This window comes from Chryseobacterium cucumeris (genome assembly GCF_016775705.1).
In the GTDB taxonomy this organism is placed as follows: domain Bacteria; phylum Bacteroidota; class Bacteroidia; order Flavobacteriales; family Weeksellaceae; genus Chryseobacterium; species Chryseobacterium cupriresistens.
The window spans coordinates 1,974,115-1,997,489 of sequence record NZ_CP068760.1 but is presented as its reverse complement, the minus strand read 5'-3'; the positions used below and the strand labels follow the sequence as shown (position 1 = coordinate 1,997,489).

General features: G+C 35.9%; 19 protein-coding genes. 9 read left to right on the top strand and 10 right to left on the bottom strand.

The window, feature by feature from the left end; translation table 11 throughout:
* Positions 1-3: 3 nt before the first annotated feature.
* The 3 genes from JNG87_RS08920 (at position 4) to JNG87_RS08910 (ending at position 4,141) form a co-directional block, all read left to right on the top strand.
* Entirely contained in the window at positions 4-477 is a 474-nt protein-coding gene (locus JNG87_RS08920; RefSeq protein WP_238349701.1) for a GNAT family N-acetyltransferase, read from the top strand.
* Between the two features lie 73 nt (positions 478-550).
* Entirely contained in the window at positions 551-1,360 is an 810-nt protein-coding gene (locus JNG87_RS08915; RefSeq protein WP_202843524.1) for a glucose 1-dehydrogenase, read from the top strand.
* Positions 1,361-1,480: 120 nt separating this feature from the next.
* A complete protein-coding gene (locus JNG87_RS08910) occupies positions 1,481-4,141 on the top strand; it encodes an MGH1-like glycoside hydrolase domain-containing protein (protein ID WP_202843522.1) in 2,661 nt (886 codons plus the stop codon).
* Between the two features lie 6 nt (positions 4,142-4,147).
* Here JNG87_RS08910 and recO read toward each other — a convergent pair whose 3' ends face one another.
* From recO to JNG87_RS08890, 4 genes are read right to left on the bottom strand one after another with little or no spacing between them, the layout of a single operon-like run.
* On the bottom strand, positions 4,148-4,834 hold the full coding sequence (recO, locus tag JNG87_RS08905) for a DNA repair protein RecO (protein WP_202843520.1): 687 nt from the start codon (positions 4,832-4,834) through the stop codon (positions 4,148-4,150).
* Positions 4,834-7,086 carry a T9SS type A sorting domain-containing protein gene (locus JNG87_RS08900; RefSeq protein ID WP_202843518.1) on the bottom strand — a complete coding sequence of 751 codons (2,253 nt, stop codon included), beginning with the start codon at positions 7,084-7,086 and terminating at the stop codon, positions 4,834-4,836. The genes recO and JNG87_RS08900 overlap by 1 nt, the downstream gene beginning before the upstream one ends.
* 1 nt (position 7,087) lies before the next feature.
* Positions 7,088-8,038 carry a bifunctional metallophosphatase/5'-nucleotidase gene (locus JNG87_RS08895; protein WP_202843513.1) on the bottom strand — a complete coding sequence of 317 codons (951 nt, stop codon included), beginning with the start codon at positions 8,036-8,038 and terminating at the stop codon, positions 7,088-7,090.
* Positions 8,039-8,040: 2 nt separating this feature from the next.
* A complete protein-coding gene (locus JNG87_RS08890) occupies positions 8,041-8,796 on the bottom strand; it encodes a 5'-nucleotidase C-terminal domain-containing protein (RefSeq protein WP_202843511.1) in 756 nt (251 codons plus the stop codon).
* Between the two features lie 107 nt (positions 8,797-8,903).
* Between JNG87_RS08890 and dapA the strand changes: the two genes are divergently transcribed.
* The 4 genes from dapA to JNG87_RS08870 all read left to right on the top strand — a co-directional run bounded on the left by dapA (position 8,904) and on the right by JNG87_RS08870 (position 11,711).
* Positions 8,904-9,776 carry a 4-hydroxy-tetrahydrodipicolinate synthase gene (gene dapA / locus JNG87_RS08885; RefSeq protein ID WP_202843509.1) on the top strand — a complete coding sequence of 291 codons (873 nt, stop codon included), beginning with the start codon at positions 8,904-8,906 and terminating at the stop codon, positions 9,774-9,776.
* Positions 9,777-9,893: 117 nt separating this feature from the next.
* Positions 9,894-10,397, top strand: coding sequence for a GNAT family N-acetyltransferase (locus tag JNG87_RS08880; protein ID WP_110009547.1), 504 nt, complete (start codon positions 9,894-9,896; stop codon positions 10,395-10,397).
* 293 nt (positions 10,398-10,690) lie between these two features.
* Entirely contained in the window at positions 10,691-11,272 is a 582-nt protein-coding gene (locus JNG87_RS08875) for a helix-turn-helix domain-containing protein (RefSeq protein ID WP_110009546.1), read from the top strand.
* Positions 11,265-11,711, top strand: a complete 447-nt coding sequence (locus tag JNG87_RS08870) for a response regulator (RefSeq protein ID WP_202843507.1) — start codon at positions 11,265-11,267, stop codon at positions 11,709-11,711. The genes JNG87_RS08875 and JNG87_RS08870 overlap by 8 nt, the downstream gene beginning before the upstream one ends.
* Positions 11,712-12,325: 614 nt before the next feature.
* Here JNG87_RS08870 and recG read toward each other — a convergent pair.
* The 6 genes from recG to JNG87_RS08840 all read right to left on the bottom strand — a co-directional run bounded on the left by recG (position 12,326) and on the right by JNG87_RS08840 (position 21,286).
* A complete protein-coding gene (recG, locus tag JNG87_RS08865; RefSeq protein ID WP_202843505.1) occupies positions 12,326-14,413 on the bottom strand; it encodes an ATP-dependent DNA helicase RecG in 2,088 nt (695 codons plus the stop codon).
* 167 nt (positions 14,414-14,580) lie between these two features.
* A complete protein-coding gene (locus JNG87_RS08860; RefSeq protein WP_202843502.1) occupies positions 14,581-15,114 on the bottom strand; it encodes a thioredoxin family protein in 534 nt (177 codons plus the stop codon).
* Positions 15,115-15,155: 41 nt separating this feature from the next.
* On the bottom strand, positions 15,156-16,667 hold the full coding sequence (locus tag JNG87_RS08855) for a peptide MFS transporter (protein WP_202843500.1): 1,512 nt from the start codon (positions 16,665-16,667) through the stop codon (positions 15,156-15,158).
* A 23-nt stretch (positions 16,668-16,690) separates the two neighbouring features.
* The gene (locus JNG87_RS08850) at positions 16,691-17,683 is read right to left on the bottom strand and encodes a YhcG family protein (protein WP_202843498.1); all 993 of its coding nucleotides are present in this window, start codon (positions 17,681-17,683) and stop codon (positions 16,691-16,693) included.
* Positions 17,684-17,741: 58 nt separating this feature from the next.
* Positions 17,742-19,496: a peptide MFS transporter gene (locus JNG87_RS08845; RefSeq protein WP_202843492.1), complete on the bottom strand. Its 1,755-nt coding sequence runs from the start codon at positions 19,494-19,496 to the stop codon at positions 17,742-17,744.
* A 134-nt stretch (positions 19,497-19,630) separates the two neighbouring features.
* Entirely contained in the window at positions 19,631-21,286 is a 1,656-nt protein-coding gene (locus JNG87_RS08840) for a peptide MFS transporter (RefSeq protein ID WP_202843490.1), read from the bottom strand.
* Positions 21,287-21,548: 262 nt separating this feature from the next.
* Here JNG87_RS08840 and JNG87_RS08835 point away from each other — a divergent pair, with 262 nt between their 5' ends.
* Both JNG87_RS08835 and JNG87_RS08830 read left to right on the top strand, forming a co-directional pair.
* A complete protein-coding gene (locus JNG87_RS08835) occupies positions 21,549-21,737 on the top strand; it encodes a hypothetical protein (RefSeq protein ID WP_120233440.1) in 189 nt (62 codons plus the stop codon).
* A gap of 72 nt (positions 21,738-21,809) precedes the next feature.
* A complete protein-coding gene (locus JNG87_RS08830) occupies positions 21,810-23,369 on the top strand; it encodes a vitamin K epoxide reductase family protein (RefSeq protein WP_202843488.1) in 1,560 nt (519 codons plus the stop codon).
* The last annotated feature ends 6 nt before the right edge of the window (positions 23,370-23,375 follow it).

Below are 23,375 nucleotides of genomic sequence, written 5' to 3'. Positions count from 1 at the left end.
ACTATGATACATTTAGAATTCTTTAAACCAGAAGATCTTTCCGGGGTCAGCTATGCTTTGGATGAAAATCAGATGAGATTTACAGCGACTGCTCAACAGGCTTTGCAAAGCATCAGTGAGCGGGATGATAACGATGCATTTCCCGTGACTATATTTTACAACGATCTGCCTGCAGGCTTTTTTGTCCTTGATTTCGGGAAAGATAAACTGGAAATTACTGATAATGAAAACTCAACGTTGTTACGATCTTTATCTGTGAATCCCGGGATGCAGGGCAAAGGAATTGGAAAAGCGGCGATGCTTGAACTAAGTGATTTTGTCAGAAACCACTTTAAAACCTGCGATGAAATTGTATTGGCCGTCAATCAGAAAAACGATTCTGCTTACCATATTTACCTTAAGGCAGGATACATTTACGACGGTAAGACCAGAATCGGAAGAAGCCGACCTCAATATCTGATGTACAAAAAACTTTAATAAAATTTTAAAATCATAATTTTTTATCTGCTGATATCTTTCCATAACTTTGAGTAACATCAAATTACAAAACATGGAAATATCACTTCAGAATCAGGTGGCTGTAGTCACAGGAGCTTCCAGTGGAATCGGTTCAGGAATTGCAAAATCATTGGCCGGAGCAGGAGCAACGGTCATTGTCAACCATTCCTCAGAAAGATCTACAGATGAAGCCAAAGCTGTTTTAAAGGAAATAACGGATGCCGGAGGGAAAGGAATGACCTACCAATGTGATGTTTCCAAAGAAGATCAGGTCATCAGAATGTTTCAGGATGTCATTGCTGAGTACCAGACTGTAGATATTCTGATCAATAATGCAGGGATTCAGAAAGACGCGAAATTTACTGAAATGACTCTTGACCAATGGAATGCGGTCATAGGAGTTAATCTGACGGGACAATTTCTATGCGCCAAAGAAGCCATTAAAGAATTTCTGCGAAGAGGAATCGACACTTCCCGCTCTGTTGCATGTGGGAAAATTATTCATATCAGTTCAGTGCATGAAATTATTCCATGGGCCGGGCATGCTAATTACGCTTCCAGTAAAGGGGCAATCAGAATGTTGATGCAAACGCTTGCTCAGGAATATGGTGCGGACAAAATCCGTGTCAATTCCATTTGTCCGGGAGCGATTCAGACGCCGATTAACCAGAATGCATGGGATACTCCGGAAGCTCTTAATTCTCTTCTCAGCCTTATTCCTTATAACAGAATCGGACAACCGCAGGATATCGGAAACTTAGCTGCGTTCCTTGCCAGTGACCTTGCAGATTATATCACAGGAACAAGCATTTTCGTGGATGGTGGAATGACTACGTTTGAGAGTTTTTCTACCGGAGGATAAAGGAATTCGAAGTTCAAAGTTTAATGTTCAAGGTTTAAAGTTTTGAAGTTGTTCTTAGAGTTTGAAACGGAATTAAAATATTACTCATTACTTAGTATTCATTACTCATAATTATTGCTTATGACGGAAAAACAGAGAATTTCAGATGTTTCATGGAAAAAATGGGGCCCCTATGTCAGTAACCGTGAATGGGGACTTGTTCGTGAAGACTACAGTGAAGACGGAGATGCCTGGAATTACACAGGCCACGATACGGCAGAAGCCAAAACATACCGTTGGGGTGAAGAAGGGATATGCGGAATCTGTGACGATCTTCAGAAACTTGTATTCTCTGTAGGTTTCTGGAATAAAAAGGATAAAATGGTGAAAGAGCGGTTCTTTGGACTCACCAACGGACAAGGAAATCATGGTGAAGATGTAAAGGAATATTTCTATTATCTTGATTCTACTCCTACACATTCTTATATGAAGATGCTGTATAAGTACCCTCAGAATGCATTTCCTTATGAGCAGCTTGTAAAAATAAATGCTGAAAGAGGAAAAGAGGATCCGGAATATGAGCTGATTGATACAGGAATTTTTGATCAGAATGACTATTTTGATATTTTTATAGAATATGCAAAGGAAAGTCAGAATGATATTCTAGTAAGATTAACAATTATCAATAAATCTGAAAAAGAAGCATCTCTGGTCATTTTGCCGACAGTTTGGTTCAGAAATACCTGGAAATGGGGATATGATGATTATAAACCCCAATTGTCTGCGGAAGATGCTGACCATATTAAAGTCAATCATCAGGATATTGAGATTAAAAATGTGTATGCAAAACAGTCCTTAAAGACCTTGTTTTGTAATAATGAAACCAATAATGAAAAGCTTTATCAATGTTCTAATGATTCAAAATACTGTAAAGATGGAATAAATAATTTTGTGATGACGGGAAATTCCCAGTCTGTAAATCCACAAAATGCAGGAACCAAAGCTTCTTTCTTTATTGATGAAGATTTTAAAGCGGGAGAATCAAAAATATTTGAATTCATGCTTTCAGATAAAGATATAAGAGAACCTTTTAAAGATTTCGATATTCTTTTTAAACAAAGACAAAAAGAAGCAGACGAGTTTTATGCAGAAATCCAGAAAGGAATTGCTTCGGAAGATGAAAAACTGGTTCAGAGACAGGCTTTTGCAGGAATGCTTTGGAATAAAATGTTTTACCATTACAATGTAGAAAAATGGCTGAAAGGTGATCCTTCCGAAATGCCTCCGCCAAAATCCCGGGAAACGATAAGAAACTACGACTGGAAACATCTGAACAATGAGCATATCATTTCAATGCCTGATAAATGGGAATATCCATGGTATGCAACGTGGGATCTTGCATTTCACACCATCAGCTTTTCACTGATAGATCCGGATTTTGCCAAACATCAGTTAAAGCTTTTCCTGTTTGAATGGTATATGCATCCCAACGGACAGCTTCCTGCCTACGAATGGAACCTGAGTGATGTGAATCCTCCTGTACATGCCTGGGCGGTTTTCAGGGTATTTAAAATTGATGAATATTTAAAAGACAAACCGGACCTGGAATTTCTGGAAAGTGCTTTCCAAAAACTGCTCATGAATTTTACCTGGTGGGTTAACAAAAAAGACCTTAACGGTAATAATATCTTTGAAGGAGGATTCCTGGGGCTTGATAATATCGGTGTTTTTGACAGGAATTCTGTTTTACCCAACGGAGAACAGCTGGAACAGTCGGACGGAACGAGCTGGATGGCTATGTTTGCCCTCAATATGATGAGAATTGCCCTGGAACTGGCCCTTTACAATAAGGTGTATGAGGAGATGGCGATGAAATTCTTTGAACATTTCCTGTCGATTGCCCATTCATTGGATAATATGGGGGATGAGAATTTCAGTCTTTGGGATGAGCAGGATGAATTTTTCTATGATGCAATTACTTCCAGTGACGGAACTCATATGTATTTGAAATTAAGAACCATCGTTGGGTTGATCCCGATGTTTGCTGTTGAGGTTATTGATGATGAAATGATTGAAAACCTTCCCAATTTCAAAAAAAGAATGAAATGGGTACTGGATAATAAACCTGAACTGGCTTCTCTGGTTTCAAGATGGGAAGTGAAAGGACAGGATTCAAAACATCTTTTATCTCTGCTTCGGGGACATCGTCTGAAAAGGTTGTTAAACCGGATGTTGAATCCGGATGAGTTTCTAAGTGATTACGGAGTAAGAGCTTTATCCAAAGAGTATGAAAGAAATCCTTATACTTTAACTCTGAATGAAACGGATTTTACTGTTAAATATACCCCTGCTGAAAGTGACAGCGGCTTGTTTGGTGGAAACAGCAACTGGCGCGGCCCCGTATGGTTTCCGATCAATTTTCTTATTATTGACAGTCTTCAGCGTTTTTTCTTCTATTACAGTCCGGATTTTTTGGTAGAATATCCTACGGGCAGCGGTAATTATTCAGACCTTGATCAGATTGCAGATGCCTTAAATAAGAGACTCGCGAAAATATTTTTAAAGGATGAAAATGGTAAACGCCCGGTTCATGGACAGTATGAAAGATTTCAGACCGATCCGGATTTTAAAGATTATATCCTTTTCTATGAATATTTCCATGGAGACAACGGCCGTGGAGTAGGAGCTTCCCATCAGACAGGCTGGACGGGACTTATTGCTAAGATTCTTCAGCCCAGATTTTCCAAAAAAGAAATGGCAGAATCCGAAACTGAAATGCCGGATAATGCAGAAAAACAATAAGTTGGTTTATTCAAATATCTGCTGTATAATTTCAAGTGAGGCCGGAGTTTTGAAGTCCGTGATATGATAATGATAGTACACCAAAAGACTGTCAAGGAAATCTTTTCTCAAAGAAGAACGGATTTTTGTGGCATAAAAATCTTCTGCACAAAGAGCTTCTTTCCATATCATTGAAATCTCTTCATTAAAAAGCTGATGACTTATTCCCGGAGAAAAAGTGCCGGTTTCCGGATCTAAGAAATTACCTTCACTCAATAATGGAGCTACACCCTGAATTTTTAAAAAAGCCAGTAAAAACAGAAGATGTGCCTGATAATTTCTATTGTTCAGCTCAGTGATAAGATGATCAATACCGGAATAGACGGGAATATTTTTATTCTCATGCTTAAGAATATGACTCAGAAAATCCGAGATAAAGAAAATGACAGTATTGACCTTTATATCTGTATAAATGTCATTGTTTTTTACCAATTCAAATTTTGAAACAGTCGGGATTCCGTTGCCCCGTGCTGGATTAATGGAAAAATTGAGATGGCTCAGCGGCTGAAGCAGGGCTTTCTTTTTGTTCTTTTTGGAATAAATTCCTTTCAGAAAATAGCTTTGAAAACCCTCTTCTTCTGTAAAACAATGCAATACCGCATCATTTTCCCCGTATTTGATAAATGAAAGTAAAAAACCGTTTTGTGAATTCATTAATTAACCACTCCTATTTTGGCGGTAGCTTTATCAGATCCGTCTTCGTTCGTCATCAGGACAAAATAAATCCCTGAAGCTACTCTTGTTCCTTTCTGATTATTGAGATCCCATTCATAATAACCTCCACGTGCAACGGCAGAGTGTACTACATTTCCTGCAGCATCCACGATTCTTATATTGGTTTTTTCTGCAAGACCTTTTATCGTTACTTTTCCTTTAAAGTTTGAATAAACAACAGGATTAGGATATACTACAACATCACCGAAATTGGATGTTACATCAGCAACATCGCCCTGATAGGTTACAATACCATTATACGTTACAAAATACACCTTGCCTGTTTTTTTATCAATTTTGATATCAGTAACACTATTGGTAGGAAGAGGTGAATTTTCCTTTGTAAAATGTTTTATGGTTCTCTGACCGTCTGAAGACAGATAGTAAACACCGCCGCCGTCAACGGATACCCATTTATAATCACCTCCATCTACTGCAATCTGAAGAATTGCTGATTCTCTGAAAAGCTCTTCACCCAAACCATTCTGCTCTATCACTATAGGTTCTACTTTAGGCTGGGCACTTTTTATTTCTGATGCTGAGTTTGACATGATCCTCAGACCTCCGTCCGTACCAATCCATGCATCACCAGCCTTATCAAAGGCTACAGATAAAATTCCTCCTGAACTGTTAAATCCATTAGATGTTCCCAGAATATAATCTGAATCATCGGAAAGGTTAAGAGCATTTTTATAATCATATACCCAGAAGTTATTGGATCTTGGCAGCGGAGTCCACAACATATTTTCGTGGAAAACCGGTTTTTGAGTACCATCACTGGCCAGAACTATTTTCTTAATAACAAAATCATCTGCTGCTTTATCGTAAATTCCTATAGATGGATTCCCATCATTGAAACCAAAAGATACAAAAAGATTACTCTGAGAGTCTGTGGCAAAACCTACAGGGCGTCTGTAATAAGGCTGTGCTCCAAGATTATAATACTTTACCAGTTCAAAATCCTTGCTGGTAGCATTGTACTTCATTTTGTAGACCCCATTATCAAACATCGTATAATTGGTGAAAAATACTTCATTATTACTAAAAGGACTTAATGTAGCATCCAGTACATTGATAGACTGTGGGTTATTAACAAAAAAAGAAGGATACACCCATTCTGTACCAGTAAAATAGTAAAATCCAGGTTTTTTAGGATTACTAACCGGTTCGTTATAGTTATTCGCTCTTGCTCCGGTAGAAACCAGAAGTTGGTTATTATCAAAAAGATTGATATTATAAGCAAAATTGAAGTAAGGTCCGGAAGGTTTAAAAGTATTGTTACTTTCATCCTTAATTCCCGATAATACCGTTCCTCCTAAAATCTTTCCGCCAGCTGTTAATGCAGTATTGCATTCTTCACCAAGACTTACCGCATTTTGTGATACTCCATTGATTCCATAAGTATATACTCTGTTATCTGTAACGACAATGCTATTGGAGGTAATAACAACATCCCTGATTTTTTCAAAAGTAGTAGGAAGTTGTGTCGGGGTACCGTTATTATAAATATAAGCTGCTGTAGCCGTTGAGAAAACCAGTTCTGATTCTGAATCTATATGTTTGAAAGCTCCGGGAGCTTCCGTTGTCCATGTAGAAAATACAGGAAATGTAGTATTCATTTGATGGCTTTTCAAACCTGTATCCGTTACAGAATATACTTTATTCCCAAATATGGTGGCTTCATTACTTGCCTGATAAATCCCACCGGTCAGGAAAAATGCAGAATCACCAAATTCTTTATTCTGAAGGTTAAAGATGGAAACTCCATACCCAACAGAAATGACAGCCTGATCTCCGGTTATGGAAATGTGGTTGATCTTTTTGTCCCCATTATATCCTGTAGCAATGGGAATATCAACAATATATTTGATCTCCTGAGGCGTAATAACATCCATAGAACCGTTTTCATAACCGATAAGTCCTGTTTTAGTCTGTGGATTATAATCAAAAGCTGTGATTCCGATATTATGCAGCCCGTTGGCTTTAGATAACTTCGTAATTTCTCCGGTTGATATTGTATAATAGAATATTCCGTTTTGGGTGGCTGCAATGATTTTTCCATTGTCTTCTTTCATGGCTAAGACATTATTATAGGAAAACAGATCTGCCCATTTTTTTGATGAAATAACCTGTGCTTTTGTCAGCTGCAGGGATGCTAAAATACCAAGAGAAATTAGAGAAAGTTTTTTCATATTATGCGGTTATGCTGCTATCTATCACCTGATTGTTCCAGGAAATATGCTGTACGTTTTTGTTTGTATCAAAATAAAAATCTATCCTACCTAAAAGAAGACCAGCCCATCCCACCTGATTGACAAGAACATTTTTGCCTTGTCTGTTGGTAAAGGATTGTGGTTCCGGTAAGAATGTATGAGTATGGCCTCCTAAGATAATATCAATATTTTCTGTATTGGCCGCTAAAATTTTATCACTTATTTTATCCGGTTCGTCTCTGTAGTCGTATCCGATGTGCGAAAGACAAATCACCAGATCACATTTCTGATCTTTTTTCAGAAAATTTGAATAATGCTGTGCTACATCAATCGGGTTGGAATAAACAGTTTCCCCGTACTGTTTTTTACCTACAAGACCATCCAGCTGGATTCCCACCCCGAAAATCCCTACTTTGATTCCATTTTTGTTGAATATCTGATAAGGAGAGGTTTTCCCGTCAAGAATGGTATTTTTAAAGTCATAGTTGGAACAGATAAATGGAAACTTCGCATTTGGAAGCACCTTTAAAAATCCATCAAGTCCATTGTCGAAATCATGATTTCCCATGGTAGAGGCGTCATATTTCATCATAGACATTAATTTGAATTCCAGCTCACCTCCAAAGAAATTAAAATAAGGTGTTCCCTGAAAAATATCCCCTGAATCAAGAAGAAGAACATTGCTTTCCTGGTTTCTGATCTGTTGGATTAAGCTTGCCCTTCTTGCAAAACCTCCCTGATTGGGATTTTTGGTATAGCTCGCGTCAAAAGGCTCTATTCTGCTATGTTGGTCATTGGTATGAAGAATAGTCAGTTTATTTGCAGATTTTAAATTAAGAATTTTTAATTCCTCCGCCATCATCATATTGGGAGCTAAAGCCATTGCTAAAGATCCGCCTCCTATTGCTTTTAAAAAACTTTTTCTATCCATTATTACTTCCCGATAAAATTTAAACGAACATCCGAATTAACCACCACTTCAGGTGATTTTTTAAAATAATCGATAAACATATCTCTCATTTTAATCCCTGTTGCAATGGTTTCTCCTTTAGCAAAGAATTTCATATTGTCTCCGCCCAGGGCAAGATAGTCTGAAGTGGCAATATAATAATCTTTAGCCGGATCTACTGTGTTGCCGTTGATTAAGGCTTTGGTTACCTGTCCGTTTTTTGTTTCAATGTATAAATGAGAAACAGGATTGTTGACCTGCGTTTTTGCATAATACTCAAAAAGACCCTGTAAATCTGCTCCCTTCATTTTCACAATCACTACTTCATTTTCGAAAGGCATTACCTCAAATACATTTTTAAGTAAAATATCTCCTTTTCCGATAGTGGTACGGATCCCTCCGATATTGATCAGTGCAGCGTCTACATTTTGCTTAAGATGAGTTTTGATCCACTCATTACCTCCTTCAAACGTATAGTCAGCTAAAAGATTACCCAGATTGCTGTTATCGCCCTGTTTGGTAAGATCCACATTGGTATGTGAAATCTTCTGGTTCATTTCTTGATCCAGTTTCTGCTTATAAGGTTCGATCAATTTTACAAACTCCTCATCATTCTTTAGCTCATTATTAATAGAAATATTTTTCTGGGTCTTTACATTCACAAGCTGCGGCACAGAAGCCGTTTTGCATGCAGTAAGCGACACCAGAGCAATTCCTAATAACAAGAATTTATTTTTCATAATCTCTTTTAGTATATGCAAATATAACTATATGTATAATAAAACATTATTATTTATTACAAATTCTTACCGTAAATGATTAAATTTGGCAAAAATAATTCTAACAGATGAGCATTTTAAAAGGAGTAGGTGTTGCATTGGTAACGCCCTTTAATGAAGATTTATCCGTAGACTTCGACAGTTTAACAAAACTTGTGGAGTACAATATCGAAAACGGAACCAATTATTTGGTAGTATTGGGAACAACGGCAGAAGCCGCAACGCTTTCTGCAGAGGAGAAGAAACAGGTAATTGAGCATATCATTAAGGTGAATAATAAACGTCTTCCATTGGTTTTGGGAATTGGCGGCAACAATACTCTTGAAGTCAAGAAACAGATTGAAGAAGCTGATCTTTCTGCATTTGAAGCAGTACTTTCAGTATCTCCATATTATAATAAACCGAACCAGGAAGGGCTTTATCAGCATTATAAGGCATTAGCTTCCACAGGAAAAAATATTATCATTTATAATGTTCCGTCAAGAACAGGGCAAAATGTAGAAGCTGATACTACACTTCGTCTTGCAAAGGAATTCCCGAATTTGTTTTTGATTAAAGAAGCTTCTCCTAACATTCTTCAGTATTTTGATATTCTGAGAAAGAAACCTGAAGGATTTTCTTTAGTTTCAGGAGATGATGAATATACATTACCTGTAACATTAGCCGGTGGAGATGGTGTAATTTCCGTAATCGGACAGGCGTATCCTAAAGAATTTTCAACAATGGTACAGCTGGCTTTCGAAGGTAAAGTAAAGGAAGCTTATGAAATTCACAACAAACTGGTAGATATTACCCGCCTGATTTTTGCTGAAGGTAATCCTTGTGGTATTAAGGTAATATTGGCTGAAAAAGGAATCATCAAAAATTATCTTAGACTTCCTTTGGTAAAAGCTTCTGAAGGTCTTCATGCAAAAATTAAAGCTGAAATGGCTAAGATTTAATAATGATCTGACAAAATGAATTTTAATCATGTTAAAACTCATCAATATCATTGAACAATATAAAGAGTGAAAAGTTTAGGCTTTTCACTTTTTTTAATCATCATAATATAACCAATCATGAAATTACAACAGGCAACAGCTGCAGACATCCCGTTGATTCAGGATCTTGCAAGACGATCATGGGAAAATGCCTATGCAGACATTCTTTCCAAAGAACAAATGGAGTTTATGCTCTCAGAAATGTATTCTGAAAATGAAATTTTACATCATTTCCAAAATCCGAATTATCATTATTATCTTATTCAGGATGAAAATAATAATACTTGTGAAGGCTTTATCGGATATGAGCACAACTATGAAGAGGAAACCACAAAGTTACACAGGATTTATCTGGTTCCTGAGAGTAAAGGAAAAGGATTTGGGAAAGGAGCACTTCAGTTTCTGAATGAGAAAGTTTCTGAAAACGGAAACAACAGAATTATCCTGAATGTCAATAAATACAATTCAGCCAGAAACTTCTACGAATCCCAGGGATATAGAGTGTATGACGAAGGTGTCTTTGATATTGGTAACGGTTTTGTGATGGATGATTTTCTTATGGAATATCTAATTCACAGATAAATGACTTAAAATTTTGTAACTTTATCCTGTAATTCTATAACAAGTGATTTCTTTTTTTGATTCATCTTTGCTTCAGAACCAAATCACTTATACAATACATTCATATGCTTGGTTTTGAGCTGAAAAGCTTTTTATCAGTATATTTTTTTCATCCTTAGTGTTTAAATTCCTGTATTCTAAAATACAGGAGTTTTTTCGTATTTATAGTAAAATATTAAAAATATATACCTATTTCACATTTACTTGAAATAAATTATTATATTTACTCCATAAATTGGCTTATATATACTAGGATGAAAATGTATGTTAAATTTGATTTCAATGCTCTTTGTAAAAAGGTATTGGACGAGAAACTTAAAGAACACGGGCTGAAGTACAGGTTACTGAACTTCGGTGAGGTGGAATTCTATGAGCCCCTTACTCAGGAACAGCACAATCTTTTTAAGAAAAATCTTGAAGATTATGGTATCGAGATCATAGAAAGCCAAAAAAACGCGTTGGTACAGAAAATCAAAGATGCTATTGTAGAGCTTGTCTTTTCTGATGAAATTATACCTGTAAAAGCATCTATCTATATTTCTGAAAAACTTAATCACAGCTATGGATACCTTTCCAATCTGTTTTCAGAAGTTGCTTTTACCTCTATTGAGAATTTTATTATTCTGCAGAAGATAGAGCATGCGAAGGCTCTTATCATAAGAAACAAACAAAGCCTTACAGAAATTGCCCATAAGCTGAACTATTCCAGTGTGGCGCATTTAAGTACCCAATTTAAAAATACAACAGGAATTACTCCATCCCAGTTTCAAAAAATTATTGGCAGGCGAAGAAGAGTACAAAGCACGGTAATAAACCCTAAAATGCAGTATGAATAAAGAATTTCTGAACGTAATAGTAGCAGATAACGATGAAAACATCTTGATTTTTTTTAAAAAAATTCTGAAAGAGTTGAAAATCTCTATAAAAGTTCAATGTTTCAGTAACGGGAACAGCCTGATGGAATACCTGAATAATGATGATGCCGTAGTTCCGGAACTTGTTTTTATAAATTATATGATTCCCGGAAAAGAGAGCATGGAATGTCTGGAAGATATCAGTTCGAATGCAAAATTCAACAACATGGTGACAGCCATTTTTTCTGATCCGATTCCGGAAAATGAAGTAGAAGAAATTTTTGTGAAAGGTGCTCACATTTTTATGAAAAAACCGGACTGTTTTGATAAACTCAGAAAGGTTCTTACAGAAGTTATTACCATCAACTGGCAGTATCACACGTCGGGTTTGAATAAAGATAATTTAATCCTGAAAGTATGATGAATAAAGGATTTATTAATTTAATGTTAATAATTTAAAAATCGTATTTATTGCATACTATTCACAAATAGGTGAAAATTTTATAACTAATCATTAAAATAATATAAAAGGCATCTGAATTAATATACGGACATTTGTAAAAGTAAACTCAGACACAAATTTATTATATAGTACAAGATACAGATGAATGAGAAGTAATTGTTTCTAAAAATAAAAAAATTATATAAATCACGATGTTAGTTAAACAAAATGAATTATACTAATTTTCCAATTTTAAAGCACAGAAGATCTTTAAACAAAACGGTACAATCATGAAAACTCAATAAGTAGTTGGAGGTATTTTTATTCGTTTCATTCCCTCATCTCCATCGAAACACAGTTAGTTTTTATAATAAGCAAGTTGGAAAAAATAATTCATTTTGTTTTTTTATAATTTATTTTAATAGTAATGGTTTTAGCTCATTATTATATTGTTATATAAATATTTTCACACCACATCACAAAATATTAAACCTGAACTATTAAAATAAATTTTTTTGGACATACCAAAAAGTAATTTCTTCTAAATAACAGTTTTATAAGGGGGCCGCAGGAAGTTTTTTTCTGCGGTTTTTTTATGATATTTTACTCCACTTATTTTTTCCTTTGTAGTATCTGATATAATAATTTTTGATGATCAGATTGTCAGGTCTTGAAAGCATAGGATCAGCTTCCAGTATTCTTTCTACCGTATTTTTTGTTGTTTTGATGATCGCCGAGTCATTAATAAGATCCAGTCTTTTAAAATCTACCACACCACTTTGCTGGGTTCCCAGTATATCTCCGGGCCCGCGAAGCTGCATATCTACCTCAGAAATTTTAAAACCATCATTGGTTTCAGTCATTGTTTTAATACGTGTTCGGCTTTCTTTTGATAATTTATCGGAAGTCATCAGGATACAGTAACTTTGTTCAGCACCTCTTCCTACACGTCCTCTGAGCTGGTGAAGCTGTGATAGTCCGAACCTTTCAGAACTTTCAATCACCATTACCGAAGCATTCGGAACATTTACCCCAACTTCAATTACTGTGGTTGCAACCATTATTTCAGCTTTTCCTGAAGCAAAATAAGCCATGGCAGCATCTTTTTCATCCGGTTTCATTTTCCCGTGAAGCATAGTGACATTATATTCTGAAAAATAATCCATCACATGCTCCAAACCTTCCATAAGGTTTTTATAATCCAGCGTTTCTGATTCTTCGATGAGAGGATATACGAAATAAACCTGTCTTCCTTTTTTTATTTCATCTTTACAAAAGTTATATACATACAGTCTGTCTTTTTCCCGGCGGTGGGCTGTAATAATAGGCTTTCTTCCCACAGGCATTTCATCAATTACCGAAACATCCAGATCAGAATAAAAACTCATGGCCAGAGTTCTTGGAATTGGTGTGGCGGTCATCACCAGAATATGAGGCGGAATCTTATTTTTAGCCCAGAGTTTAGCCCTTTGAGCAACTCCGAATCTATGCTGCTCATCAATAATGGCTAATCCCAGATTTTTAAATTTAACTTTATCTTCTAAAACGGCATGAGTTCCTACCAAAATAGAAAGTGTACCACTTTCCAGTTCTTCATGGATAATTCTTCTTTCTGCTGCTTTGGTAGAACCTGTGAGGAGGCGGATATTGATTCCTGTTTTTTCCAACAGCTCTTTGATACCATTGTAATGCTGCTGGGCAAGAATCTCCGTTGGAGCCATCAGGCAGCTCTGAAACCCATTGTCCATTGCGATAAGCATGGTAAGAAGGGCAACCATTGTTTTTCCTGATCCTACATCTCCCTGTAAAAGCCTGTTCATCTGAATCGGCCTTTTCATATCCATACGAATTTCCTTTAAAACTCTTTTTTGTGCATTGGTAAGCTCAAAAGGAAGATGGTTTTCATAAAAATCATTGAAGTGATCTCCAATAATAGGGAAAGGATTACCGTGGGATTGTGTTTTATGATGAAGCTTCTTTAAACCGTATCCTAACTGAAAGAAAAATGATTCTTCAAATTTCAGTCTGTAATCTGCTTTATCAAAATGCTCCTGATCTTTTGGAAAATGTACATTCAGAAAAGCATGCTGCCTGGACATGAATTTAAAGGTTTTCATCAGATATTCCGGAAAATTTTCTTCAATAAGACTCGGAATCTCTCTGCAGATATTTCTTAAAACATTCTGGAAAAATCGTTGGTTTAATCCTCTTTTGGTTAGTTTTTCAGAACTTGGATAAATAGGTTTAAGGCGGGTGTCACCCTCTTTTTTTTCTTCCGCTTCAATTTCCGGATGCGGCATGGAAAACTGGCGGTTGAAAACATTAATCTTTCCGAAGATATAAACTTCCCTGTTGATGGGAAGCTGTTCTTTCAACCACTTGGAATATTGAAACCAAACCAGATCTATACTACCTGTTTCATCATTGAACTTTGCAGATAATCGCTTGGTTTTACCGGTCTGAATTTCCTGTACCTGAGTAATTCTACCCTTCAGCTGTATTTCCTGACTGGTCTCTTCTCTAAGCTGAGAAACAGTATAGATTTTACTTTTGTCCAGATAACGGATAGGGTAGAAATTCAACATATCTTCCACAGTAGATAAGCCCAACACACTTTTGATGAGTTTGGCTCTTTCCGGACCTATTCCTTTTACATATTCTATGGAGGTTTCGAGATTCATTGTCAGGTTTCAGGATACTGTTTTTCGAACTTTTTGATTCTTATTTCGGATAATAAAAATAAAGGTCCGAATTTCGGTAAAATAAAAAAGACTTCCAAAAAAATTGGAAGTCTCTATAATGAATTTTTTAGCATTGAAACAGAAAATCGGTGTTTCAAAGTTCTGAATTAATTTTTGATTTTAGATTTGAATTTTTTCTGGTAATCCTCCCATTGTTCTCTGGTCTTAATCTTTTTAAACAGATCTTTGGAAATCAGTTCCAGATAAGGTTCCAGTTCTTTGGCAGACAATTCTCCCTGAAGAATGGTGATGGGATCGCCATGCTCATCCAGAAATACTGTACTTGGAACGGCTCCTACATTCATATACTGGGTAAACTCATGCAGAGAATTTTTTCCCTTTCTATGTTCAGTATTGGGATTGGAAAATGTTCTTCCGAAAATTTCAATGCTCTTTTTTTCTTCTGCATTAAACTTTACAGGATAATAATTCTCATTTAATATCTGAGCCAGTACAGGGTGGCCGTACGTTTTTTTATCCATGATTTTGCATGGACCACACCAGTCTGCGTAGAAATCAATTAATATTTTTTTGGGACTTTCCTTTTGGGCTTTTAAAGCTTCTTCAATGGTCATCCACTTTACTTGTGCAAAACTAAAATTTAATAAAAATAAGAGTGTTATGCTTAAAATTTTCTTCATATTGTGATATTTGGATAAAAATAAGCATGATTACTTATTTTTTATTTTACATCTTGCATTAATTTTTTCACGTACGGAGATATCAAAATTAATACCACTCCGGCAATTACCGCATATAATCCTAATTGTTTATATCCATCGGTATAAGTGATCAATTCATCATAGTTGGTAGAACCTTCTTTGGCTGTGGCAAGACTGGCCCCAATAATTCCTGCAACATACTGCCCATACGCTGATGCAAGAAACCACATTCCCATCATCATTCCCTGAAGATTCTTGGTAGAAAGCTTGGTCATGATGGATAAACCGATAGGAGAAAGGCATAATTCCCCAAGGGTAATGATAAGCAATGCCAGTGTGAAGAAGTTCAGTGAAGTGATTCCCTGAAGGTCTGCGAAGAGGCGCGTTGCAAATAAAACATAATATCCTAATCCTAAGAAAATAAATCCTAATCCGAATTTGATAATCGTGTTGGGTTCAATTTTTCTTTTGTTCAGCCAGATCCATAGAAGTCCGATCAATGGGGCAAGAAAAATAATGAAGAAAGCTCCTCCTGAGTTATTCACTCCATTTGGGTCTAATCCAAAAAGATCTTTATTCAGGTTTTTAGCTGCGAAAATGCTCAAAGAACCTCCGCTTTGCTCATAGATTCCCCAGAATATGATTGAAAATATAATGAAAACCAAAGCTGCCCAAAGTTTTTTACGTTCAGATGCCGTTACTTTAGACATTTCATAGAACAGATAGATTAAAGTTAAAGGTCCGATGGTCCACATAAAATAATCTGTATACTCAGTCTTGGCTACCATGGTCATGATGATGGGTACAAAAACCAATGACAAAACATATACTCCGTATTCTTTCCATTTTGGAATTGGAGCTGCTTTTACCTCTGCTAAAGAGTGTCCCGGCTGTAAACCGATAGTTCCTAGTGTTCTCTGTGTAAATACAAAATTAATTAAGCTTACAACCATTACTATTGCAGCAAGACCAAAAGCAATATGCCACCTCATTTCTTCTGCAATAATGTTGCTTAAGAATTCTCCTTTACCAATGGCAATACATAAATAACCGCCTAGCAATGCTCCGAGATTAATTCCTGCATAAAAAAGTGAGAATCCGGCATCTGCTCTTGAATCATTAGGTTTGTAAAGCTGTCCTACCATAGATGAAATATTAGGTTTGAAGAAACCTGTTCCTACGACAGTGAAAGCTATTCCTAAGAAAAAGAATTTATGGGGATCGGTAGCCAGGATTAAACTTCCTACGATCATTAGCAGCCCGCCCCAGAACAGGGATTTTCGGAATCCTAAAATTTTATCAGCAAAAAGACCTCCCACAAAGGTAAAGGCATATACAAAGGCCTGAGTGGCACCGTATTGAAGGTTGGCTTCTTTTTCATGGAAATTAAGCTGTGAGATCATGAAGAAGACCAGCATTCCACGCATTCCGTAGAAACAGAAACGTTCCCACATTTCAGAGAAAAACAGGCTCCAGATTTGTCTGGGATATTTTCCTTTGAAATTTTGTATTTCATCTAAAGTTAAGCTCATAATGATATATGATTAAGTTCTAATTAAGGGTTTTTATTTTCCTGATCCAGTTCAAAACGGATTCTGTCCTGGTCAATAATTTGTTTTAATTCTTCTTCTTTTGGGAGGTACAGCAGGTATTTGCTGGCAAATAAATTGTTTTTATCATTCAAAACGGAGTATTTTACAATGGTCTCATCTTTTTCTGAACATAATAAAATTCCGATGGTCGGATTATCACCTTCACCGCGTTTCAGATCATCATACATTCTTACATACATATCAATCTGTCCGATATCCTGATGAGAGAGTTCGCCGGTTTTCAAGTCAATGATGACAAAGCATTTTAAAATGTAATTATAGAAGACAAGGTCGATATAAAAATCCGATGTATCTGTTGAAATATGTTGTTGTCTGGCTACAAAAGCGAATCCTTTCCCAAATTCAAGCAAAAACTTTTGAATATGGTCAATAATGGCTGTTTCAATTTCTTTTTCAGAAAATTGTTCATCAGCTTTTAGACCGAGAAACTCAAAAATATAAGGATCTTTTAAAACACTGTGAATAGTTTCCGGAGAAGATTTTTTATGTTCTAAAACGCGTTCATAAGCAAGGGAATTGATTTGTCTTTTAAGATCTCTGTAATTCCAGTTATTTTGAACGGATTCATTGATATAGTAATTCATTTTATCAGCATTGTCAAGCCTTATCAGTAATCTGTAATGGGTCCAGCTCAATTCGTGACGCAATGCGTCACATATTGGAAATGCATGATAAAAAGAGCGCATGTTTCTTAAGTTACTTTCATCAAATCCTTTTCCAAATTCTAAGGTAAGTTTCTGAGAAAGTTTTTTCAGCGTATATTTTCCGTATTCTGCGCGTTCTTTTCCTTGTTGTTCATCTTCAACAATCAATTTTCCAATCTGCCAGTAAGTGAGCAGTAGAGTAGAATTCGCTATACGAAACACTTTTTCGCGCGACTGCCTAATGATTTCCTTTACGGATTGGAATAAAGAATCTTCGGAAATTTCCATCATACGAAAATAAAAAAAACCTCTGACTTGGCAGAGGTTTTATGATATTTTGTTGATACAATTAGTTTACACCATGCATCATTTTCTTTAAGATAGGTGAAATTAATCCTAAAATTACAGCAGCAATCCCACAAAGTACTACGAATACCATGAAGAATTCAAATAAGTTATGGATTTCGAATCCTACAAAAGTAGGGTTGTGTAATGGTAACTGAGCTTTATCAAAAGCAGCTACCTGATCCGCTGTCAGGGTTACTTTTTTATCCAAAACATCCTGTAGATTAACACCCATTTCTTCAGCTTTCTTGAATTTATCACCTGTTGCAGGGATAAGTGCTCCCAATGAACCGGCTAATGCATAACCGGCAGCGTTAGAAATAAAGAAAACACCATATAGTAATGAAGCAAATCTTTTCGGAGCCAGCTTACCAACCAATGATAAACCAATTGGAGAAAGACAAAGCTCACCACATGTCTGGATGAAGTATAGTAGCATTAACCATTTGATGGCTAATAAACCTGAGTTTCCAAGATCTTTTACATTGTGTGCAATGATGAAATAAGAAAGAGCGATCAAAGCTAATCCCATTGCCTGTTTGAACGGAGATACCGGTTCTTTTCCTTTAGCTCTTAATTTATCCCAGATTAAACTGAAAGGAACTGCCAGAATAACAACGAAGATTCCGTTGAAGATCTGAACCATTGAAGGCGGCATATTCCATCCTAAAATGTTTCTGTCTGTTTGGTTATCTGCAATAAATGTTAATGAAGATCCTGCCTGTTCGAACGCAGCCCAGAAGAAAATAATAAAGAATGATACGATATAAATTACCCAGATTCTCTGTCTTTCAACTTTATTTTCAGCAGAAGACATAATTAAGAAGGCAAGAGAAATACCAGCTGAATAGATGAATGGATAAATGATTCCTTTAATCAATTGCCCCATTTCTAAAGAATTGAATCCAAACTCACCTACAAGAAGATATCTGAAAAGGAAGAATAAAACTACAAATATTCCACCAGTGATTCCTAAAGCCTGGCCAGAGAATTTAGCAGTCTGCGTTTCTCCTTCTTCAAAGTCAGCACTTGTATTGTTTTTCGGTAATCCTCCGATAGGTCTTCCTTCCGGAGTTACTACATATTTGTTTTTAAGGATAAAGAATGTTACCGTTCCGATTACCATGGCAATAGAAGCTGCCAGGAATCCCCATTTGAAAGCGAAGATATCTCTTACTCCTGTTGCTGCATCTTTTACGTCTCCTACGTATGGACAGATGAACTGACCAAGGAAAGCCCCGATGTTGATCCCCATGTAGAAAATAGTGAAGGCAGAATCCAGTTTAGACTTTTCCTGTTTTGGATAAAGGCTTCCCACCATTGAAGAAATATTCGGTTTGAAGAATCCGTTACCAAAAATGATCACGAATAATGCCAGCCACATGATAAGTTTGGCACTACCAATATCCGCTGAAAAAGTTGAGGCACTGATGAATAATAAGAACTGGCCAATAGCCATTAACGATCCACCAATGATGATCGCATATCTGTTTCCGATATATTTATCAGCAATAAATCCTCCCAAAAGAGGTGTTAAATAACATAAAGCTAGAAATCCACCATAGATGATCGCTGCATCAGCTTCTTTTATCAATAAGGAATTTACCATGAAGAGCGTCAAAAGAGCTCTCATTCCATAAAAGTTGAAACGCTCCCACATTTCTGTTCCGAAAAGAACCCATAATCCTTTAGGATGCCTGGAATTCTTATTCTCTACAAATTCATCCGGTTTCGGACTCAATGCTTCAATATTATCCATTTCTATTGTTAATTTTTGTTAAGACTGACAAATATAGTTTATTTTGGGTTTTTGGCAAGGTTTTAATTTTATTTTTAAATAAAAAAGCTGCGGGACTATTCCGCAGCTTAGTTATCTTTATCATATTGAGCATTTTAATGCCCTTTTTCTGTCATAATCTTATTCAGCCTTTTTAACATAGAAAGACCTAAAAGTGTAGCAAATATTAACAAAGCGAAATTAACAAGGAAATAATTCGTTTTGTTTTCATAATTGTACCATGTACTTGCCAGGATTCCTGAAAGCTTATTTCCCACAGAGTTGGCCAGGAAAAATCCTCCCATCATCAATGCTGTAATCCTTGCAGGAGAAAGTTTGGAAACAAAAGAAAGCCCCATTGGAGACAGGCACAGCTCACCGATAGTAATGACTCCGTAGCTGGCAACCAGCCATAGAGGAGATACTTTTACAGCGCCATTGTCTCCGGCCATTACGGCTAACACCATGACAAGGCAGGAAAGTCCTGAAATAAATAAACCTAAAACGATCTTGGTAGGCGTTAATGGTTCTTTTCCTTTTCTTCTCAACAATGCCCAGAATCCTACAATAACCGGAGTTAGCGCAATAACCCAGAACGGATTGATAGACTGAAACAGTTCTGTATTGTACAGATAAACTTTGTTTTCAGGGTTTTTCTCAAGAGTCGCACGCTGCTCTGGGGATATGTTTTTAAAGTATACATCTTTTCCCATTTCTTTTTTAGTCTCCCCATTATCATCTTTCTGAGAACGGAACTGATTATCATAGACAGGAGTTTCTTTGTCTTCATAGCTCTTCCCATCTACCATATAGATACCTTCCAATGGCTTTTCAAGAGAAGCAGGAACACTTCTGTCCGTGTAATAATTAGCCCATCTTGTCAATGCTGTACCGTTTTGTTTGAAAACCGCCCAGAAGAACATACTGATCAGGAATACAGAAAGTAATGCTCCGATAGAGGCTTTTTCATCAGGTTTAGCCTTAAAGTAAAGGGATGCATAGAAATAAATAACAGGTACACACGCAAAAATAAAGGCATCCGTACTGTCACTTCCAAAAATATTATCAGGGATAAACCAACCTATTGCTCCGGCAACGATAGCAGGAACAAATACTTTGATCAGAATCTCTGAAAGTTTTGTATCACCTTCCTGTACAGGTTTCATCTGTGCAGCATGAATGTAATGCTTTCTTCCGATGGTAAAAATAACCATTCCGATAAGCATTCCTACACCCGCAGTGATAAAAGCTTCACCCCAACCGAATTTATTACGCATGAAAGCGGCAATAATATTACAGATAAATGCCCCGATATTGATTCCCATATAGAAAATATTATACCCAGAGTCTTTATTAGCTTTATAAGGTTCTTCTGAATAAAGGTTTCCTAATAATGTGGAAATAGTAGGCTTAAAGAAACCGTTTCCAATAATAATTAATGCCAGAGAGGTATAAAACAGGGGTAAATCTTTAAAAACTCCCATACCTATATATCCTGCAGCCATTAAAAAACCTCCAAGATAAATAGATTTGATATATCCTAACACTCTGTCTGCCAGGAATCCTCCAATAAAGGGAGTCAGATAAGTTAAAGCAATATAAGTTCCGAAAATGTCATCAGCAGTTTTATCCGGAAGTCCAAGTCCGCCTTTCATGCCCGTAGGCTCAATAACATATAGAACAAAGATTCCAAGAATCAGGTAATACCCGAAACGCTCCCACATTTCTGTAAAGAATAGATAGGGCAGCCCTTTAGGATGTTTAGTCTTCATATAATCAATTTTCAAATTTCCCAAAAATAGCTTTTTAATTTTAATTGATAAAATAAATAATAGCTGCGTAAATGATTAATGAAATAAATAAGAAAAATGAATGTGCAGACAGGTTTTCTTTATTTAAAAACTTGTACATATTTCACAAATTAAAATACAATGAATAAACATAAAATATGCATATGTATTTCCTTTGTGAGTGATATTTGTTTTCTATTTTCGCCTATGTCAATAGTGACACGTAATTAAAAAAACATTTATTATGAAAAAGATCAATTTAAAAAAGATGAAAGGAAGTTTATCCCGAAATGAGTTGAAAACCATTAAAGGGGGATTAAGAGAGGAAGATCCTATTTCGGATGCAGGATGTGCATGTACCAATGCAGCATGTGCAAATACTCATAATGGGAATGGTGATTCGTATTGCAACGGTACTTTTTGTTGTGGGTAATTAAAGTAAATCTTTTAAAATGGCAACAGGAAACTGTTGCTATTTTTTTTAAATACAAAAAGTTATAGTAAAATGACACGCAAAAGCTATACTGCTGTTATCAATTACCTGGATGATAATAAAATACATATTGATAAGGATGAGTTTGAACTTCAATTGGAAGGGCATCCCAATTTTCCAAGCCTTCTGGCATTTTCTGATGCTTTACATTTTTTCAATATTGAAAATTACAGTTACAGAATTGATAATGATGAAAAAGATATTTTACCTGAGGATTTTCTGGCTTTAGTAAAAGGAGAATTGGCAGTGGTGAATAATATAGGTGATAAAATAACAGTCAATGGTTCTCAAACGGAAGATTTTTTTTCAGAATGGGAAAATATAATACTTATTATAGAAAAGCCTGAGGAGCAGTTCAATACAAAATCAAAACTAGATTATACATACATTAACTGGGGAATTGTAACGCTGCTGTTTCTGTTCCTTTTCGTTTATGATGATTCCAATCTGGTTTTGAAACTGATCTTTGCGGCTACAGGACTTATCGGATTCATATTTGCCCGTGAAGCCTACAAAAAAACGCATGGGAAAGGAACATTCATACCGGTTGGAGTATGTAAAAGCAATTATCTGAATACGGATTGTGACCTGGTTTTTAATTCGAAAAAATGGAAGATTTTTAATAAAATAGATTTATCTGAGATTTCACTGCTGTTTTTTACCAGTCAGATCGTGTGTTTTATTTTATTGAGTCTGATAAAAAATATTGAATTCTTTTTTGAGATCTATCAATATGGATTATTTGCATTCATACCCGTTGCTTTCTTATCCTTATTCTATCAGGTATTTGTTGTTAAAAAGTATTGTCCTGTCTGCATGGTAATCATAACCTCAGTATGTATTCAGCTGGTGGCTGCCAATCTTATCTCATTTACCAGTAAAAAACCGGACATAACTGTTGTTCTGTTTCTAATAGGAAGTTTAGGTTCGCTCATTGTTTTGATGAATTTTAGGATAAAAAATAAGAAGGGACAGAAAGATGAAAATACCCTAAAAAGAAATCTGAAATTCAGGAGAAACTATCAGTTTTTCAAAAATAATTTGTCTTTACAGAAAAAAGTTGAGAATAAAGATTTTTCGAACGCTTTTGTGTTTGGAAATGAAAAAGCAGATCAAACTTTAACCTTTATTACCAATCCTTTTTGTAAACATTGCAAAGAATTTTATCCTGTTTTTCTAAAGCTGGTAAAAAAGTATTCTAATGATTTGAGAATCAATATTTTCTTTGATATAGATCTTAGCAGGGATGATCTTGATAATAGAACGGTTCATGTCAACCTTACCAATATTTATATCAATAGTGAAAATAAAATAGAATTTCTGGAAGCGTTGAGCAGCTGGTATGATGTTCAGGGCTATAATGAAGACAAAAGTGGCTGGTATCATAAGTATTCTAAATATTTTGGAAGTTCAGAGAATGCACTTGCATTATTAAAAGGACATGAAGAATGGGTAAGCAGCAATGGGGTGCATTTTACACCCAATATCTTTATCAATGACACGGAATACCCGGTTCAGTATGAAAGAGCAGATCTGGAATTCTTTATCCCGGAATTATTATCCGAAAATTAAATTGTT